15 protein-coding genes are annotated in these 17,294 nt (G+C 61.1%); 3 read left to right on the top strand and 12 right to left on the bottom strand.

Annotation, left to right across the window (positions count from 1 at the left end):
• Positions 1 to 290 precede the first annotated feature (290 nt).
• Positions 291 to 1,676, bottom strand: a complete 1,386-nt coding sequence (locus tag FFT87_RS08405; protein ID WP_219948308.1) for a glycine--tRNA ligase — start codon at positions 1,674 to 1,676, stop codon at positions 291 to 293.
• A gap of 56 nt (positions 1,677 to 1,732) precedes the next feature.
• Positions 1,733 to 2,779, bottom strand: a complete 1,047-nt coding sequence (locus FFT87_RS08400) for an aminotransferase class V-fold PLP-dependent enzyme (protein WP_255558966.1) — start codon at positions 2,777 to 2,779, stop codon at positions 1,733 to 1,735.
• 81 nt (positions 2,780 to 2,860) lie between these two features.
• Here FFT87_RS08400 and FFT87_RS08395 point away from each other — a divergent pair, with 81 nt between their 5' ends.
• Positions 2,861 to 3,823, top strand: a complete 963-nt coding sequence (locus tag FFT87_RS08395; RefSeq protein WP_219948307.1) for a LysR family transcriptional regulator — start codon at positions 2,861 to 2,863, stop codon at positions 3,821 to 3,823.
• Here FFT87_RS08395 and FFT87_RS08390 read toward each other — a convergent pair.
• From FFT87_RS08390 to recO, 7 genes are all read right to left on the bottom strand, one after another.
• Positions 3,793 to 4,947 carry a cysteine desulfurase family protein gene (locus FFT87_RS08390; RefSeq protein WP_219948306.1) on the bottom strand — a complete coding sequence of 385 codons (1,155 nt, stop codon included), beginning with the start codon at positions 4,945 to 4,947 and terminating at the stop codon, positions 3,793 to 3,795. The two genes, FFT87_RS08395 and FFT87_RS08390, sit on opposite strands and share 31 nt — an antisense overlap.
• Complete coding sequence (gene nadC / locus FFT87_RS08385) at positions 4,944 to 5,804, bottom strand: carboxylating nicotinate-nucleotide diphosphorylase (protein WP_219948305.1); 861 nt, start codon at positions 5,802 to 5,804, stop codon at positions 4,944 to 4,946. The genes FFT87_RS08390 and nadC overlap by 4 nt, the downstream gene beginning before the upstream one ends.
• Positions 5,801 to 7,384 (bottom strand): L-aspartate oxidase, encoded by a 1,584-nt coding sequence (gene nadB, locus FFT87_RS08380; protein ID WP_219948304.1) that lies wholly within the window; start codon positions 7,382 to 7,384, stop codon positions 5,801 to 5,803. The genes nadC and nadB overlap by 4 nt, the downstream gene beginning before the upstream one ends.
• A gap of 2 nt (positions 7,385 to 7,386) precedes the next feature.
• Positions 7,387 to 8,676, bottom strand: coding sequence for a quinolinate synthase NadA (gene nadA / locus FFT87_RS08375; protein WP_219948303.1), 1,290 nt, complete (start codon positions 8,674 to 8,676; stop codon positions 7,387 to 7,389).
• Complete coding sequence (locus tag FFT87_RS08370) at positions 8,663 to 9,379, bottom strand: NUDIX domain-containing protein (protein ID WP_219948302.1); 717 nt, start codon at positions 9,377 to 9,379, stop codon at positions 8,663 to 8,665. Before FFT87_RS08370 ends, nadA begins: the two co-directional genes overlap by 14 nt.
• A 125-nt stretch (positions 9,380 to 9,504) precedes the next feature.
• The gene (locus FFT87_RS08365; protein WP_219948301.1) at positions 9,505 to 10,317 is read right to left on the bottom strand and encodes an isoprenyl transferase; all 813 of its coding nucleotides are present in this window, start codon (positions 10,315 to 10,317) and stop codon (positions 9,505 to 9,507) included.
• On the bottom strand, positions 10,314 to 11,042 hold the full coding sequence (gene recO, locus FFT87_RS08360) for a DNA repair protein RecO (RefSeq protein WP_219948300.1): 729 nt from the start codon (positions 11,040 to 11,042) through the stop codon (positions 10,314 to 10,316). The genes FFT87_RS08365 and recO overlap by 4 nt, the downstream gene beginning before the upstream one ends.
• A gap of 156 nt (positions 11,043 to 11,198) precedes the next feature.
• Here recO and FFT87_RS08355 point away from each other — a divergent pair, with 156 nt between their 5' ends.
• Positions 11,199 to 11,945: an SDR family oxidoreductase gene (locus FFT87_RS08355; RefSeq protein WP_219948299.1), complete on the top strand. Its 747-nt coding sequence runs from the start codon at positions 11,199 to 11,201 to the stop codon at positions 11,943 to 11,945.
• Positions 11,946 to 12,257: 312 nt separating this feature from the next.
• Positions 12,258 to 12,920 (top strand): trimeric intracellular cation channel family protein, encoded by a 663-nt coding sequence (locus FFT87_RS08350; RefSeq protein ID WP_219948298.1) that lies wholly within the window; start codon positions 12,258 to 12,260, stop codon positions 12,918 to 12,920.
• 110 nt (positions 12,921 to 13,030) lie between these two features.
• Here FFT87_RS08350 and leuA read toward each other — a convergent pair whose 3' ends face one another.
• The 3 genes from leuA to FFT87_RS08335 form a co-directional block, all read right to left on the bottom strand.
• A complete protein-coding gene (leuA, locus tag FFT87_RS08345; RefSeq protein ID WP_219948297.1) occupies positions 13,031 to 14,809 on the bottom strand; it encodes a 2-isopropylmalate synthase in 1,779 nt (592 codons plus the stop codon).
• A gap of 276 nt (positions 14,810 to 15,085) precedes the next feature.
• Complete coding sequence (locus FFT87_RS08340; protein WP_219948296.1) at positions 15,086 to 16,480, bottom strand: ABC transporter permease; 1,395 nt, start codon at positions 16,478 to 16,480, stop codon at positions 15,086 to 15,088.
• The gene (locus tag FFT87_RS08335; protein ID WP_219948295.1) at positions 16,477 to 17,238 is read right to left on the bottom strand and encodes an ABC transporter ATP-binding protein; all 762 of its coding nucleotides are present in this window, start codon (positions 17,236 to 17,238) and stop codon (positions 16,477 to 16,479) included. Before FFT87_RS08335 ends, FFT87_RS08340 begins: the two co-directional genes overlap by 4 nt.
• Positions 17,239 to 17,294 lie beyond the last annotated feature (56 nt).

Genomic DNA, 17,294 nt, shown 5'->3' with positions numbered 1-17,294 from the left:
ATCGTCGGCGCCACTCGTGGCGTGGATTGCCGGCCGCGATCGGTGGACTCGGGGGTGGCCATCGCGCTGTGGACGAGCTGTTCACCTCGGAAACTCAGGAGATCGGCAACTACGCGCCGCGAGATCCCTTAGTTTCGGCGGGAGTAAGGATTCGCCGGCGCAGATCTCCTGAATTTCCGAGGATGCGCCGGCGTCGAGCGAGAGGCGAGAGCAGCGAGAGGCGAGAGCAGCGAGAGGCGCGAGCCGAGCTCGGAGCGGGAACCACTCAGAGCCCGGCCGCGCGGTAGCTGCTAGCAGCCGATGAGCTCCTGCGCGAGGTAACCGCGCAGCTCTTCGATCGGCATGCGCTTCTGTTCCATCGAGTCGCGTTCGCGGATTGTCACCGCGTTGTCATCGAGCGAATCGAAGTCGATCGTGACACAGAACGGGGTGCCGATTTCGTCTTGACGACGGTAGCGACGACCAATGGCACCGGCATCATCGAAGTCGACGTTCCAGTACTTGCGAAGGTCAGCAGCAATTCCGCGAGCCATCGGCGACAGGCGTTCGTTGCGCGATAGCGGCAGAACGGCAACCTTGACGGGCGAGAGGCGACGGTCGAGGCGCAGAACGGTGCGCTTGTCGACGCCACCCTTGGCGTTGGGAGCTTCGTCTTCTGCGTAGGCGTCGATGAGGAACGCCATGAGTGCACGGGTGAGTCCGAACGCGGGCTCGATAACGTAGGGCGTCCAGCGCTCATCCTTGGCCTGGTCGAAGTACGACAGATCTGAGCCAGAAGCTTCGGAGTGCGTGCGCAGGTCGAAGTCGGTGCGGTTGGCGATGCCCATGAGCTCACCCCACTCGCCGCCAGCAAAGCGGAATCGGTACTCAACATCCACGGTGCGCTTGGAATAGTGCGACAGCTTCTCTTGAGCGTGCTCGTAGAAGCGCAGGTTTTCGGGCTTGATACCGAGGTCGGTGTACCACTTCATGGATTCGTCGATCCAGTACTGGTGCCACTCTTCATCCGTGCCGGGCTCGACGAAGAATTCCATCTCCATCTGCTCGAATTCGCGGGTACGGAAAATGAAGTTTCCGGGCGTGATTTCGTTGCGGAACGACTTTCCGACCTGGCCGATTCCAAAGGGAGGCTTCATGCGAGCAGCACCCATGACGTTGGCGAAGTTGGTGAAGATACCTTGAGCAGTTTCGGGCCGCAGGTAGTGCATGCCCTCTTCGTTGTCGACAGGGCCGAGGAATGTCTTCAGTAGTCCGGAGAAGTTTTGCGGTTCGGTCCATGATCCGGGCTGACCGGTGTCAGGGTCGCGGATGTCGGCAAGCCCGTTAACGGGAGGGTGACCGTGCTTCTCTTCGTAGGCTTCGAGAAGGTGGTCGGCGCGGTAACGCTTGTGGGTGTGCAGCGACTCGACGAGCGGGTCGGAGAACACGTCAACGTGACCGGATGCTTCCCAGACCTTGCGGGGAAGGATGACGGCGGAATCGATGCCGACGACATCTTCGCGGCCCTGAACAATGGTTTGCCACCACTGCTTCTTGATGTTCTCTTTGAGGGCGGTTCCCAGCGGGCCATAGTCCCAGGCTGAGCGTGAACCGCCGTAAATCTCTCCCGATTGGAAGACGAAACCTCGGCGCTTGGCGAGGTTGATTACGGCGTCGAGGGGGTTAGGCGTAGCCACTTAAAACTCCAATAGTCAGCCGAGCTGGATGCACGGTCGGCGGACATCCAGTTTAGCTAGACGCGCAGCGCAGCGATAACCGCCGCAACATCTTCTTCGGTATTCCAGAGGTGAAAGGCGGCGCGGAGTCGGCCGGCACGACCGGAGGCGGTGATACCTGCGGCGGTGAGTTTGGCGAGATCGCTGCCCGTTTCGTCTGGCCAGGTGACGATCGCTTGGTTTTGACGCTCAATTCCGAGCTCGTCGCACAGCGCGTTGCCAAGGCCGGCGCAGTGCTCCCACACTTCGGAAATGTCGAGGTCGGCGAACATGGCGATGGGATGCTCGGCGCCTACCCAGGCTTGCCACGCGGGCGAAACATCGAATTGGCGCGCATCCTTGGCGAGGTTCATTTCGGTTCCGTAGACGCTGCCCCACACATCATCACCGGCGTACCAGCCGGCCTGAACGGGAGTGATGTGCTGGCCAAAATCCTCGGAGATTGTGAGAAACGCGACGCCGCGCGGCGAACACAACCATTTGTAGGCGTGGCAGACGGTCGCGTCGTATTGGCTGGCATCCACCGGGTAGACGCCGGCAGCTTGGGTCACGTCGCACAGCGTGCGAGCCCCGTGCTGGGCGGCTGCCGCGATAATCGCCTCAGTGTCGGCGACTTTGCCGTTGCAGGATTGGATGAGCGAGAACACGACGAGTGCGGTGCTGTCGGTGATCGAGGCGGCAAGTTTCTCCAGCGGAACCGCCTGCACGATGAGGTCGCGGTGTTGCAGAAACGGGAACACGATCGACGTGAAGTCGGATTCGACGACGAGCACGTGCGAGCCGGCGGGCAGCGAGCACGCAATGAGCGAGGCCATGACCGAGGTCTGCGAGCCGATGGCAACGCGAGTGGAGTCGATGCCGACGAGGCGCGCGTAGTGCCCGCGCGTGCGCTCAACAATGTCGCCGTAGTTCATGGGGTTGCAGGTTGCAGTGGCCCACTGTTGAAGTTTCTCGGTCATCTCGGCGACGGCAGCGCACGTCGGCAAACCCATGGTGGCGGCAGAGAGGTAGCCGTGCGTGTTGGCGAAGCTCCCCATCGCGTGGGTCAGGGCCGGTGATGTCATGCCTCCATAGTGCCCCGGTCGGATACATGCGACAAGGGCATGATTGAGATACGAAGAATCACGTTTTGTTATGATTTTGGCATGGACACCACGCCAGACTTCCTCACGTTGCGTATCGTTCGCGCAATCTCCGACCACGGCACCATCAGCGAAGCAGCCAACATCCTCGGTTACAGCCAACCCGCCCTCAGCCAACACCTCACCCGCGCCCAAACGCGCCTGGGGCTTGCGCTCATTGTTCGGGCCGGCCGCGGGGTACGCCTCACCGAGGCCGGGCGGGCGCTAGCCAGTCACGCCGTCACCGTGCTCAATGCCGTGGATGCGGCGAGCGCCGAACTCGCAGAACTGGCGGGCCTCTCGAGCGGAACGGTTCGCATCGCGGCATTCCCGACAGCATCGTCGACGCTCGTGCCGCGGCTGATCCGTCAATTGCGCCAGCAGCATCCAAATTTGACGGTGAACTATGTCGAAGCTGAGCCCCCACAGGCGCTGCAACTGTTGAGGGATGGCGCGGCGGATGTAGCGATTACGTTTTCTTATCCAGAGGACCGGGCTGACCCACACTTGGCACGTGATGGCGGGCATAGGACGGTTCCCCTGTTTACGGAGCCCGTCGTGTTGGTCTTGCCCGATAGTCACTCTCTCGCTAAAGCGGATGATGTGCGCCTGGCAGATCTCGCCAACGACCCCTGGATTGCGGGCTGCACTCTCTGCCGCGGCCACTTGCTTGCTCTCTGCAATCTCGAGGGTTTCGCCCCCGAGATCGGTCTGGAAACGGATAACGCGCTTGCGGTGCTGAACTTTGTGTCGCGAGGGCTCGGGGTTGCGTTGCTTCCCCAGCTGGCTCTCTCGTCGCTGACGCTGCCGGAGGGCGTGAGCATCCACGCCCCTCAGCCATCGAGCGAGCGCACGATTCAGTACGTCATTCAGCCGGGGGCTACGCGGATCCCGAGTGTGGCAACAACGATTGCGACGTTGACTGCCCTGGATGGCGCGTCGTGGGGGTTGCGGGATTACCCCGAGAGCGAGCGCACCGCACGGTAGGCGGTCTCGATCTCGGCGGCGACGGTGGCGAGTTCTTCGGCAGTGGTCTCCCCGCTGAGGCTGAAACGCACCGCGGTTTGCGCGACTTCTTCGTCAATTCCCATTGCGGTGAGCACGTGGGAGGCGTCATCGCTTCCGACCGCGCAGGCTGAGCCTGCTGAGCAGATGATGCCGGCGCGACCGAGTTCGAGCAGCAGTGATTCGCCGCTGGTGCCGGGGAAACAGAACGAGGCGTTGTTGGGGAGGCGGTGGGATGACGCGCCAAGTTCGGGCCCGGTGAGGATCGCAGCCGGTACGCGGGCCTGCACATCGGCCACGAAGTCATTACGCAGCTGCCCTATGCGCTCCGCACGCTCAATACGGTCGCTTTCTGCGAGCGCAAGGGCATGAGCGAAGCCCACCGCACCGGCAACGTTCTCTGTTCCGGAGCGCTTGCCGCGTTCTTGGCCTCCCCCGTGCAGCACAGGCTCAAGGCTTCGGCGGCCCTTGGCAATTAGCACGCCAATGCCTTTCGGCGCCCCGAGTTTGTGACCCGAGAGACTGAGCGCGTCGACGCCCAACCCCGCAGGGTCGAGAGGAAGCCAACCGGCGGCTTGCACCGCGTCCGTATGCAACGGCACCCCGTGTACTCGACAGAGCTCGGCTATCGCCGCAATGGGCTGCACAACACCGACCTCGTTATTGGCGTACATGATGGCGCAGAGGGTCGTATCGGGGCGCAGCGCGTCACGCACGTGGTCGAGATCGACACGGCCGCGACTGTCTACCGGCAACACCGTGATCTCGAAGTCGTGGATCCGTGCGAGATAGTCAACGGATTCGAGCACTGCTTCGTGCTCAACAGCACTCGTGACGATGTGGCGCCCCCGAGGCTCGGCGAGCGCCAATCCCTTGATCGCTAAGTTGTCTGACTCCGTGCCGCCCGAGGTGAAGATGACATCGGATGCGCGACACCCGATCGACGCGGCGACACTCTTGCGCGCACCATCAAGGGCACGCTTCGCGGACTCCCCCAGCTCGTGATGACTTGAGGGGTTACCGAAGTCTCCCGTCAGCAACGGCCACATCGCCTCCAGCACCTCACGGCGCACGGGTGTGGTTGCTGCTGAGTCGAGAAAGATCATTCGCCGACGGCCCTCACCGCAACGTCGAGACCCAGATCAAGCGAGCGCACACTGTGGGTGAGCGCCCCTACAGAGATCACATCAACACCGGTGGCTGCAATAGCCGCCACAGTGTCGAGGTTCACGCCCCCACTGGCTTCGACGATCGCGCGCCCTGCTACGAGCGCAACACCGGCCCGAAGGTCTTCGAGCGAGAAGTTATCGAGCATGATCGTGTCTACGCCGGCAGCGACAACAGTCTCTACCTGGTCGAGACGATCGACCTCAACCTCAAGGTGGGTTGTGTGGCCAATGCGTTCCCGGGCACGACGGATTGCTTCACCGAGATCAATCCCGGCCGCCGCGAGCACAGCGAGGTGGTTATCTTTCGCCATCACCGCATCCGAGAGGCTGAAGCGGTGGTTGCGTCCGCCGCCGTTGCGAACAGCCTGACGTTCCAGCGCGCGCAGCCCCGGAGTCGTCTTGCGCGTATCCACGATGCGCGCGTGGGTGCCAGCCACCTGGGCGACATAGGCCGCCGTCTGCGTGGCAATTCCCGACATCCGCTGGCTGAGGTTGAGAGCGATGCGCTCCGCCCGCAGAACGGCACGAGCATTGCCAGAGACGGTTGCGAGTTGCTGGCTGGCGGCGAACGTGTCGCCGTCACTGGCCTGCAGCGTGACCTCGGCCCGGGCATCCACCAGCAAGAACGTGCGGGCGAAAACGTCGAGGCCGCTCGCGACGCCCGGTTCACGAGCATTGAGCACGGCCGTTGCGACGGCATCGGCGGGCACAAAAGCCTCGCTCGTCACGTCACCCCACGGTGCGTCTTCCGCGAGCGCCATCAGGATGACGTTGTCGACTAGCTGCTGATTCATCGGTTAACCGCTTCTGCTTGATCTTCGGCTCGGATCCGGTCTTCGGCCGGGATAAAGTCCCCGGCAACGTTGACGGCAGCCCACCGTGTGGAGAAGGCGAGTTCTTCGCGCGCCTCCGGGTAATCGGTGCGCTCGTGTGCTCCCCGCGATTCCTTACGACGTAGCGCCGCTACGACGACAAGGCGCGCAAGGTCGAGCAGGTTCGCGTTCTCGGCACCCTCGACAGTGTTTGCCTCGGAGTGCCAGCTGGCCAAAATTGCCGCAGCTTCGTTGAGGCGGGTTGCATCACGTTCGAGGCCGACATGGCTCCACATGAGTTCACGCAGCTGATCCCGAGTGAATGACTCTTTTCCGGTGATCTCGAATTGGGGCTCGAGAGCATCCACTTCGATCGCCCGCTGAGGCTCGTTGAGGGCATCCGCGGCCCTCCACGCAAACACCAACGATTCGAGCAGCGAGTTTGAGGCGAGGCGGTTTGCTCCGTGTACACCAGTGCAGGATGCTTCGCCGACGGCATAGAGTCCACGCACGCTCGTGCGGCCATCGATGTCGGTGCGGATGCCGCCCATCCAATAGTGGGCTGCCGGCGTGACCGGAATGGGTTCGTTGCCCCAGTCGAAGCCGTGCTGCTCGCACACTTCGGTGATCCCCGGGAATCGCTTCGCGAGAAACTCAGACCCGAGCGCCGTCGCGTCGAGCATGATCGGACGACCGCCCTGCTTTTCCATGGCGCGAGCAATGCCACGGGCAACAACGTCACGCGGGGCAAGTTCGCCATCCGGGTGCACGTCAAACATGAAGCGTTTGCCGTGCTCGTCGAGCAGGGTCGCCCCTTCTCCGCGCACCGCTTCAGAGACGAGCGGGTTGCCAGGAACGGCGAGCGATGTGGGGTGAAATTGGAAGAATTCGACATCGGCCAGAGCTGCTCCAGCACGGTAAGCGGCAGCAACACCGTCGCCGGTCGTGACGAACGGGTTAGTGGTGTGCTTGTACAGCTGGCCGGCACCACCACTAGCGATGATCACAATGTCGCCATCGATCACGCGAGAGTTGCCATCGGGAGCGATCACATCGATGCCGGTCACGCGCGGCTTTCCGTCGGCGTCTGTTTCCGTAATGAGATCGCGCATGAAGGTGTACGCGTAAGTTTCGACGGCGAGAGCACGAACGGCGCGAAGCAATGCCACCTCGATGGCGAGACCAGTGGCATCCCCACCGGCATGAATAACGCGACGCGAGGAGTGGGCTGCTTCGTGACCGCGAGCTAACTCTCCGTTGTTGATGCGGTCGAATTCAACTCCCAGAGAGATGAGTTCCTGCACGCGCAACGGACCCTCGCTACAGAGCACCTCAACAGCATCGCGTTCGCACAGTCCGGCGCCGGCACGCATCGTGTCAGCTACGTGACTCGCCACCGAGTCATCCGGGAACAACACTGCAGCAATACCACCCTGGGCGTACTTGGTGTTGCTTTCTGCCATCTCCGCTTTAGTCACGAGAACCACGTCGTGGTGGGCACTCGCGCGAAAGGCGGTGATGAGACCGGCGATTCCGGTGCCGACAACAATGACCCGTGCCATGCTTACGCTTCTTTCGTCGCTACCGGGGGCTTCGCGGCGAGCATCCGCTCAAGAGCGACACGCGCCGGTTCCGCTACATCGTCGGCAACAGTGATCTGGTTGAGAACCTCTCCGCGGACGAGCCCTTCAAGCACCCAGGCCAAGTAGCCGGGGTGGATGCGGTACATCGTCGAACACGGGCACACCACGGGATCGAGGCAGAAGATTGTGTGCTGCGGGTTCTCGGCGGCCAGACGGTTCACCATGTTGATTTCGGTACCGATCGCGAAGGTTGTCGGCTCGGTCGCGGCGGCAACCGCTTTCTGGATGTAGTCGGTTGACCCGGCCTCGTCAGCAGCATCCACGACAGGCATCGGGCACTCGGGGTGCACGATCACGCGAACACCGGGGTGCTCGGCACGGGCCTGCTCGATCTGGCCGACATTGAAGCGCTTGTGCACGCTGCAGAAGCCGTGCCAGAGCACAACCTTCGCCTCGTTGAGCGTTTCAGCGTCGTTGCCGCCGAGAGGCTTGTTGGGGTTCCACATCGGCATGAGATCGGTCGAAATGCCCATCTTCTTTGCCGTGTTGCGACCGAGGTGCTGGTCGGGGAAAAAGAGCACGCGCTGACCGCGCTCGTAGGCCCACTCCAGCACGGTTGTCGCGTTCGAGCTCGTGCAGACGATTCCACCGTTTCGGCCGCAGAAGCCCTTGAGCGCGGCAGACGAGTTCATGTACGTCACCGGGATGATCGGCACGCGGCCATCGGCATCCGGCTCGGTTCCGTAGACCTCAGTGAGTTGCTCCCAGCACTCTTCGACCGAGTCAATGTCTGCCATGTCGGCCATGGAACAACCAGCGGCAAGGTTCGGCAAAATCACGGCCTGATTGGGGCTCGCGAGAATGTCTGCTGTCTCTGCCATGAAGTGCACGCCACAGAAGATAATCGCTTCGGCATTCGGCACCGTCTGCGCCGCATTGGCAAGCTGGAAGGAGTCACCGAGGAAGTCGGCGTGCCGAACAACCTCATCGCGCTGATAGAAATGGCCGAGGATGACGGCGCGGTCACCGAGGGTCGCTTTCGCCGCGATGATGCGTGCGTGAAGGTCTTCGTTTGACGCTTTCTGGTACTCGACCGGAAGCTGGCCTTGACGAGGCGCCCCCGTCGGGATGACGTCACCCATTGATGCGCCCGGACCATAGCTGGGCACGCCAAGGTCAAAAGTCCACGGACCGTCAGCTAGCTCAGGAGCACAGGTCTCCCCTTCGCCCGTCTTCGTGATGCGCTGAATAGTCGAATCAATTGATGACACGAGTGCTCCCTGTCTTTTTGTGACCCAGCGGGCCATTGTCTACGAGCTCAACGCCCTCGTCGTAGCGATATAGCCTCGGCGGCCGGTGACGCCCACCCGAGACAACATGGTTTGTGGGCACAAGCGAGCCCGAATTCTCAATCTGACGGCGAAAGTTCGCCGGGTCGAGCTGTCGCTGCAACACTGCCTCGTGCACGAGCCGCAACTCACTCAAAGTGAAAGTTTCGCCCAAGAAGGCACGGGCGATGCGCGAATACTCCATCTTGGTGCGGAGCCGCCAGAGGGCGTAGTCAATGATGACGTTGTGGTCGAACGCCAGCTCGGGAAGATCGTCTGCGGCGAACCAACGGACGTTCTCGCCTTCGGTCGCACGTTCGGCTTCTTCTTGACGCACCAACGCCCAGTAGATGATCGAGACGACGCGGCTGCTCATTGAGCGCTCAATGTCGCCGAATGCGTAGAGCTGCTCTAGATAGGCCGGCTCAAGTGCCGTGGTCTCGAGCAGGTTGCGGGCCGCAGCATCCGCCAGACTCTCGTCGTTATCGACCCACCCGCCCGGCAATGCCCACTGGCCAGCGAACGGTTCGCGAGTTCGCCGCACTAGGGGAATCCAGAGCGCGCTTTGGCCTGACTCGGGAATGGGGCGCAGCGCGAAAATCACGGTGGACACCGCGAGCGAAATCCGCTGTTCGTTCTTCTGCATCGCCACTCCCTTCAGTAAGAGTCATACTGACCTGAACACAGAATACACCTTAAAGTCACCGTGACCAAAAGGGCTGCTCGGCACTCACTATCAGCCACGACCTGCTCGCGCCGTAATCGCGAGAGTTAGCCGTCGTCGCCCGTCGGAGCATCGACTGCCCCACCGAAACGGCGCGTACGGCTCGCATAAATGCGAATCGCTTCCCACAAGTCTTCGCGCGTGAAATCGGGCCACAAACGGTCAAGAAACACCATCTCTGCATAGGCACTCTGCCAGAGCATGAAGTTGCTCATCCGCTGCTCCCCCGACGAGCGCACAAACAAGTCAACGTCAGGTAATTGCGGCTGATAAAGACGCTTCTGGATGAGTTTTTCCGACACTGCTGACGGCCTCAGCTTGCCCGCCGCCACATCGTCAGCAATCGAGCGCACGGCATCCGCGATCTCCGTGCGTCCGCCATAGTTGACGCACATTGTGAGCGTAATGGTGCTGTTCTTCTCGGTGAGTTTCTCTGCGAACTGCAATTCTTTGATTACGGAAGTCCACAGCCGCGGGCGTCGCCCAGCCCAGCGCACACGCACACCCCACTCATTGAGTTGGTCTCGGCGACGGTGCAACACGTCGCGGTTGAAGCCCATAAGAAAGCGCACCTCGTCCGGCGAACGGCTCCAATTCTCGGTCGAGAACGCATACACGCTAATGTGCTTCACGCCGATCTGGATAGCGCCAGCCACGACATCAAGAAGGCTCGCTTCCCCCGCCTTATGGCCTTCCACCCTGGTGAGTCCGCGGGCGTTAGCCCAACGGCCATTGCCATCCATGACGAGCGCGATGTGCTCAGGAACAGAGCCCTTCGGCAACGCCGGCGGCTGGATGCCCGTCCAATCAAGAGGACGAAACTCCACGGCATCTTTGTGAGTTTTGGCTACGCGGCTCATGCGCTCCGATCCACATGCTGGATGGAACGAAGACTGCGTTCCAAATGAAATTGGGCATAGGCAGCAACAACGCCGCTGGCCTGAGACCGTGCGCGTTCGTCGGATGCTTCAGCAACATCCCACGAGCCGGCCAGAAGAGCGCCCAACAAGTCGAGAGTGTCAAAACTCAGCCGGGGTGACCCCGGTGGGGCAACCTCATCGGCAACCACACCACCCATCTGCGCCACGAACACCGTGTGCCGTCCTGGCGCCCCGGTAACCGCGCAATCGACAAAGCTTGGCGCCCAGCCGGCGATAGAGAGGCTGCGCAAAAGGTACGAGTCGAGGGTGAGACTCGGGTTGTGCTCGCGCCGCGCGAGAGACCGCAGCGCACCGACCAACAGAAGGTATTGCTGCAGCGAGCCGTCGTCATCCGTGACCTTGTCAGCAGTTTCGACCATCACGCTCGCGGCGGTGTAGCTCGCGTAATCGGAGGTGATTTCTGAGCCGTACGATCCCAACGATTCTGCCTGCTGGATGATGTCGAGGCTCCGCCCGATATAGCACTGGATGTCGGCGACCATAAAGGGTTCCAGTCGCGCTCCGAACTTAGAGGCAGTGCGACGTACCCCCTTAGCTACCGCGCGGATCTTGCCGTGCTCACGCGACAGCATCGTGACGATGCGGTCGGCTTCGCCCAATTTGTGGGTTCGCAGCACGACGGCTTCATCACGATAAGTTGGCACTCGACAAGTATCCTCCGCTTGTCGCGAGTTTGCTGAGCGACGGCCCGTACTCCCCTCGTTTCACCCGGCGTTCTCCCGCGATCATTCAGCGCGCAGTAGATTGTGTTCACGAGCGGTCGCCACCCCCAGACGGCGCCAGCGTAGAGAGGCCAGCTGATGATTCTCGTTACCGGTGCCACCGGCACTCTCGGCAAGCCGACCGTGGATTTGCTCCGCGCAGCGGGATACTCTGTGCGGTCCCTCAGTCGACACCCCGCACACAATTCAGAGACCGTCGTCGCTGATCTCTCAACCGGCATCGGACTCCAGGATGCCCTCGCCGGAGTCACCACGGTCGTGCACCTCGCTTCTGGCGCGAATGCCCGCGATTCGCAACAAACCCGGATTCTCTTAGACGCTTTGGCCGCGCATCCCGTTGAGCACCTCATCTTCATGTCAATCGTCGGCGTCGACAAGCACTCACTCGCCTACTATCGCGACAAATTCCTCAGCGAGCATCTGATTGCCGCTTCGGGTATTCCCTACACGATTCTTCGCGCCACTCAGTTTCATAGCTTCGTTTCGCGGCTCTTCAGCGCTCAACGTTGGTCACCAGTGACGGTAGTGCCAGCGTTCACAATGCAGCCGGTCGCGGTCGAGGAAGTCGCCGAACGCCTGACGGCGCTGGTGGCTGCCGGGCCCAGCCAGCGCGTTGCCGACTTCGCCGGGCCAGAGCAGCTCTCGTTCACGGCGCTGGCGCAACAATGGAACTCTGCCCACAGCTTTCGTCGCCCTGTGTGGACGGTGCCGATGCCTGGCGCGGTCGGGCGATCTTTTGCGCGCGGTGACCACCTCAGCACGCTCCCCGGTGATGGGCGAGCCACATTCGCGGAGTACGCCAAGGCCGCCGCAGGCCCGCGCTAGCGCTCCGCGCTCTCGGCCCTCCGCTCTTCCTCTCACGCTCGACTCTTCCGTCCCGTCCGCTCCGCCCATCCTCGGAAACTCAGGAGAATTGGGCTTCCGCATTCACCAGGTTGCTTTACTTCCGCGGCACCTACCTAACGTCCAGACCATTTCTCCTGAATTTCCGAGATGTCGCGCGCGCGGCGGTGGCGGTGGCGGCGTCAGCGTCAGCGTCAGCGGCAGCGGCAGCAGCAGCAGCGCTACAGCCTGCCGATTGCAGGCTTGCCCGGAGCACAACGGCGCGAGGCAGCACACGCGTGGTACGAATGGTGCGTGAACGAGACTTTCGAGATTCCGCTGTGGGCTGGGCTGTTGGCTGTCGGCGTTGGAGCCATGCAGGGGGCGATGTTCGCGTCTCAATTTCGCGACCGCAGGCTCGACCTCCTCGGCGTCGCGATAATCGGCATTTCGTCGGGATTCGGCGGCGGAATGGTGCGGGATATCGTGCTCTCTGAAGTGCCTGCCGTGCTCACCACAAACTGGTATCTCCTCGTCGCTACTGGCGCAGCGCTCTTTGGAATGCTGCTCGAGCGTCTCATCTCGCGTCTGGGTCCGCTGGTTACGTTGCTCGACGCCCTCACCATTGGACTCTTCGGCGCCATTGGCACCACGAAGGCCCTCGCCATGGGCCTTCCCGATGTGCCGGCCATCTTCGTTGGAGTGATCTCGGCTGTCGGGGGATCTATTCTGCGCGACATGCTGCTCTCGATGCCGATCGCTCTCATGCACGTGGGGTCGCTCTACGCCGTCGCGGCCGTCTCTGGCACGACAAGTCTCGTGATCATGCGCAACTTTGATGTGCCGGTGCTTCTCGCCGCGTCCATCTGCGTGGGCATCACCGTTGGCGTGCGCGTGCTCGCGGTGCTTTTCAACTGGACGCTGCCCGAGCAGCGCACCATTAACGGCATCCCTAAGTTCCGTCGCCCGCCGCGCTAATCGGCCCACGCCAAGAGTGCCGCTCGCGGTTGGCCATCAACAACGAGATGGGCCGCAAACGCACAAACGCCCCGCAGCCTTGAGCTGCGGGGCGTTTGTGATGAGCAAATCTAGCCTGCGATCAGTTCAGCTTCAGGAGCGTTCTGCGATGCGCGCACCCAACGGTTAACCGCCGAGACGATTGCCTTGAGCGACGCCCGCGAGATGTCTCCGTCGATGCCGACGCCCCAGAGGCGCTGGCCGTTGATGTCGAGCTCGACGTACGCTGCGGCCTGGGCATTGCTGCCCTCGCTCATGGTGTGCTCGACGTAGTCGTAGAGCTTCACTCCGATGCCCTGCCCCTGTGCGGACAGCATGCCCAAGAACGCGTCAATCGGGCCGTTTCCAACGTGCTCGGCCTCCAGCTCGGTGTCGTCGACTCGCAGTCGCGCTTCGAGGCGTACTTCACCGTCGTTGGCGCTTGTCGTGCGAGTAGAAAGCAGCTCGTAGCGGCCCCACTTTTGATCGGCGTGATCTGCGGATGCCGGGAGGTACTCATCCTGGAATGAACTCCAGATCTGCTCGCTTGAGACTTCGCCACCTTCGGAGTCAGTCTTGGACTGAACGACACCGCTGAACTCGATCTGCAGTTTGCGCGGCAGGTCGAGGCTGTGATCGGCCTTGAGGAGGTAGGCGACGCCGCCTTTGCCTGACTGAGAATTCACGCGGACAACGGCTTCGTAGCCGCGACCGACATCCTTGGGGTCAATTGGCAGGTAGGGAACGGCCCACACGAGATCGTTGACATCCTTGCCCTCGAGTTCGGCCTGAGCCGCCATCGACTCGAAGCCCTTCTTGATGGCGTCTTGGTGCGATCCGCTGAAGGCGGTGTAGACGAGATCTCCGGCCCAGGGGCTACGTTCGTGCACCTTCAGCTGGTTGCAGTGTTCGGCGGTGCGACGAATCTCGTCGAGGTCGCTGAAGTCAATCTGCGGGTCGATCCCCTGCGTGAACAGGTTGAGGCCCAGAGCGATGAGGTCGACGTTTCCGGTGCGCTCGCCGTTTCCGAACAGGCAGCCCTCGATGCGGTCTGCACCGGCCATGTAGCCGAGTTCAGCCGCAGCGATTCCGGTTCCACGGTCGTTGTGGGGGTGCAGTGAGATGATGACGTTCTCGCGGTGGTTGACGTTGCGCGACATCCACTCGATGGAGTCGGCATAGACGTTGGGAGTTGCCATTTCGACGGTGGCTGGCAGGTTCAGGATGACCTTGCGCTCCGGTGTGGGCTGGAAGACTTCGAGCACCTGGTTGCAGATATCAACCGCAAACTCGAGCTCGGTGCCGGTGTAGCTCTCCGGCGAGTACTCGTAATAGACCTCAGTCTCGGGGACCATTGCCTCGGATGCCTTGCAGATTCGAGCGCCGTTGAGGGCGATATCGATGATGCCCTGCTTGTCTTTGCGGAACACGACATCACGCTGCAGCACGCTCGTGGAGTTGTAGAGGTGAACGATCGCTTGTTTTGCGCCCTTGATCGATTCGTAGGTGCGCACGATGAGTTCTTCACGAGCCTGGGTGAGCACCTGAATGGTGACGTCATCCGGGATCGCATTCGTCTCGATGAGGGAGCGAACAAAATCGAAGTCAGTTTGGCTTGCCGAGGGAAAGCCAACCTCGATCTCTTTGTAGCCCATCTTCACGAGCAGATCGAACATGATCCGTTTGCGTTCGGGACTCATGGGGTCGATCAGCGCCTGATTGCCGTCACGAAGATCAACGGCACACCAGCGCGGTGCCTGAGTGATGTGCTTCGAGGGCCACGTGCGGTCCGGCAGATCAACAGAAATGATCTCGTGAAACGGACGGTACTTGTGGATCGGCATCGGGGATGCGGACTGATTGTTCTTCATTTGGTGCTCCTGCTGTTCTCAAGGCCTTGTGAGCCACTCGTTACGAATCTGGTCAGCCAATGACAAACTCCGCGACGAGTGAGGCCTGGATTAGGACTCGTCGCGGCAGCTAAGGAGGAGCAGACCGAACAACACCATTTCAGAGTAGCACTGCTGCGAGTCCCCGGGAGGGTCAGATTGGAACGCTCGACCGCACCGGTCGCTGAATCGCAATGATTCAGTCGACGCAGCAGGGTCGAGCGCGTGCTCAGCGATCGCCGGGAAGATGATCGAAACCTACTCGATCGCGAGGGCCTCTACCGGCGAGATTGTGGTGACACGACGCGACGGTTCCACTGACGCGATTAGCGCGAGCGCCGCTGAGGAAACGATTACCGCCGCCAAGATCCACCACGGCACAACGGGAGGAATGAATCCAGGTTGTCCGGTGACTGATCCCAGTAGCGCTTGCGCGCCGGCCCATCCGTAGAAGATTCCCAGCGTAAGTCCGACGACGTTTGCCGCGATTGTCAACTGAGCACTTTCCGATCGAATCATTGCTCGCAACTGGGCGCCGGTGAATCCCAGAGCTCGGAGTAGCCCTAGTTCTCGGGTGCGTTGAACGATGCTGAGTGAGAGATTGTTCACTAGCCCGACGCCCGCGATTATTGCGCTAAAGCCGATCAGAATCGAAAATGTCGCAGTGGCAACCGCCAATGCCTGTTCCGCCTCAGCGGTGTTTCCTTCGCCGGGAATCGTTCGCATCATTGACGCAAAACTCTCAGCAGCGACCGCGAACATGGTGACGAGAGTTATCCCGATAACTAGGCCCACGGTGATCCGGGTGCTTCGCTTCGGATATCTCACCGCGTTTTTTGCTGCCAATGCTCCAGCTGCACCTCGACCAATTAGCTGTCCAATAATGCGCAGAACTGCTGGCATAACAAATTGTGCGCCAACGAGGAAACCAGTAAAGGAAATCACGCCGCCGAGGAGAGAAATGAGTACTCCCTCTGGCCCGGCTAAACCCACGATCATTCCCAACACGACAATTCCGATTCCTGCACCGACCATGAGCGTTGAGACGACCGCGCGGGCGACACGAGGTGTTTCCGAGTCCTGCGCCGAATCTATTGATGCCCCCAATGCCTGAAGCGGAGTTACGTCAAGCACCCGACGGGAACCGAGCCACGATGCGGCCCCGGTGGTGAGAACAACCGCGATTATGGGGGCGAATGCAACGGGATCAAGAAAGCTGTACTCGATTATCGGCAATCCATCTGGGGTTTGGGTGAACTGGAATATCGCGAACGCGACGAATACACCAATAACGGCACCGCCTATCGCCCCTAGCGTTCCCACGGCGAATCCCTCTCTGACGACCTGAAGCCTTTGACTTCGTGCGCTCCCACCAATGAGCCGCACAAGCGCGATGCTGCGAGTTCGACCAGCAATTATTGTCGCGAATGTGTTTGCTGTAACCACCGCCCCCACATAGACGGAGATCACGATGAATACAGAGGCAAGGGCGGCGAAAATCGCCGCTTGCGTACCGCCGTCGTCGTACGGAGTAGCTACGGCCACTGCCGTCGCAATATTCGTCGTCAGTTGAAGAAGAGCGACACCGAAAGCGCTACTCAGCACCGCTACAAGGATGCTGGACTTATGTTCTCGTGCATTAAAAGTTCTCACGACGCACTCTCCATCTGAAGCATGAAATCGCTGATTTCAGCAGCAGTCGAGCGTGCGCGGTCAGCCACAACTCGACCGTCGGCGATGAAGATGATGCGATCTGCATAACTGGCAGCGATGGGATCGTGGGTCACCATTGCAATGCTCTGACCGTAGGCCGTCGCGGACGCAGCCAAAAGGGACAACACTTCGCGCCCCGTGCGAGAATCGAGGTTTCCTGTTGGTTCATCCGCGAAGATCAACTCGGGTCGTGATCCAAGCGCGCGGGCAATGGCAACCCGTTGCTGTTGTCCACCAGATAACTCGTGGGGCCGGTGGTGCAGCCGCTGCCCCAGACCCAATGACTGGATAAGCTCGTCTATCCAGCCGCGCTCCGTGGTCGACGGTAGACGTCCATCGAGTTGGAACGGGAGCAGAATATTCTGCTCAACAGTGAGCGTTGGCACGAGGTTGAACGCTTGGAAGACGAAACCGACTCTCCTCCGCCGGACCATCGTGAGGTCTGCATCGCCGAGGTCGGTAATATCCGTATTACGAAGCCATACTTTGCCAGAAGATGCTGTGTCAAGACCAGCCATTATGTGCATGAGCGTGGATTTGCCCGACCCACTCGGCCCCATGATTGCCGTGAATTCGCCAGTTCGTATTCCGACGGTGACATCGCTGAGGGCCGCGACCTTGGTGCTTCCTGAGCCGTATGATTTTGATAGACGGTCGACTCGAGCGACCATACTGGGAGTGTCTGTTGAAGTGTGCATAGTTCAACGATGCCAATGCGGGTGTGCTCCCCGCGTCGGCCCAAGGTAGGCGTCAC

The sequence above is a fragment of the Salinibacterium sp. M195 genome (assembly GCF_019443965.1).
GTDB lineage: Bacteria > Actinomycetota > Actinomycetes > Actinomycetales > Microbacteriaceae > Rhodoglobus.
This window is presented reverse-complemented; position numbering and strand designations above follow the sequence as displayed.

Excerpts from the sequence above, each read along its gene's own strand:
- FFT87_RS08400 (WP_255558966.1), bottom strand. The coding sequence starts at position 2,779 with ATGACATCACCGGCCCTGACCCACGCGATGGGGAGCTTCGCCAACACG.
- FFT87_RS08395 (WP_219948307.1), top strand. The coding sequence starts at position 2,861 with ATGGACACCACGCCAGACTTCCTCACGTTGCGTATCGTTCGCGCAATC.
- FFT87_RS08390 (WP_219948306.1), bottom strand. The coding sequence starts at position 4,947 with ATGATCTTTCTCGACTCAGCAGCAACCACACCCGTGCGCCGTGAGGTG.
- nadC (WP_219948305.1), bottom strand. The coding sequence starts at position 5,804 with ATGAATCAGCAGCTAGTCGACAACGTCATCCTGATGGCGCTCGCGGAA.
- nadB (WP_219948304.1), bottom strand. The coding sequence starts at position 7,384 with ATGGCACGGGTCATTGTTGTCGGCACCGGAATCGCCGGTCTCATCACC.
- FFT87_RS08370 (WP_219948302.1), bottom strand. The coding sequence starts at position 9,379 with ATGCAGAAGAACGAACAGCGGATTTCGCTCGCGGTGTCCACCGTGATT.
- FFT87_RS08365 (WP_219948301.1), bottom strand. The coding sequence starts at position 10,317 with ATGAGCCGCGTAGCCAAAACTCACAAAGATGCCGTGGAGTTTCGTCCT.
- FFT87_RS08355 (WP_219948299.1), top strand. The coding sequence starts at position 11,199 with ATGATTCTCGTTACCGGTGCCACCGGCACTCTCGGCAAGCCGACCGTG.
- leuA (WP_219948297.1), bottom strand. The coding sequence starts at position 14,809 with ATGAAGAACAATCAGTCCGCATCCCCGATGCCGATCCACAAGTACCGT.
- FFT87_RS08335 (WP_219948295.1), bottom strand. The coding sequence starts at position 17,238 with ATGCACACTTCAACAGACACTCCCAGTATGGTCGCTCGAGTCGACCGT.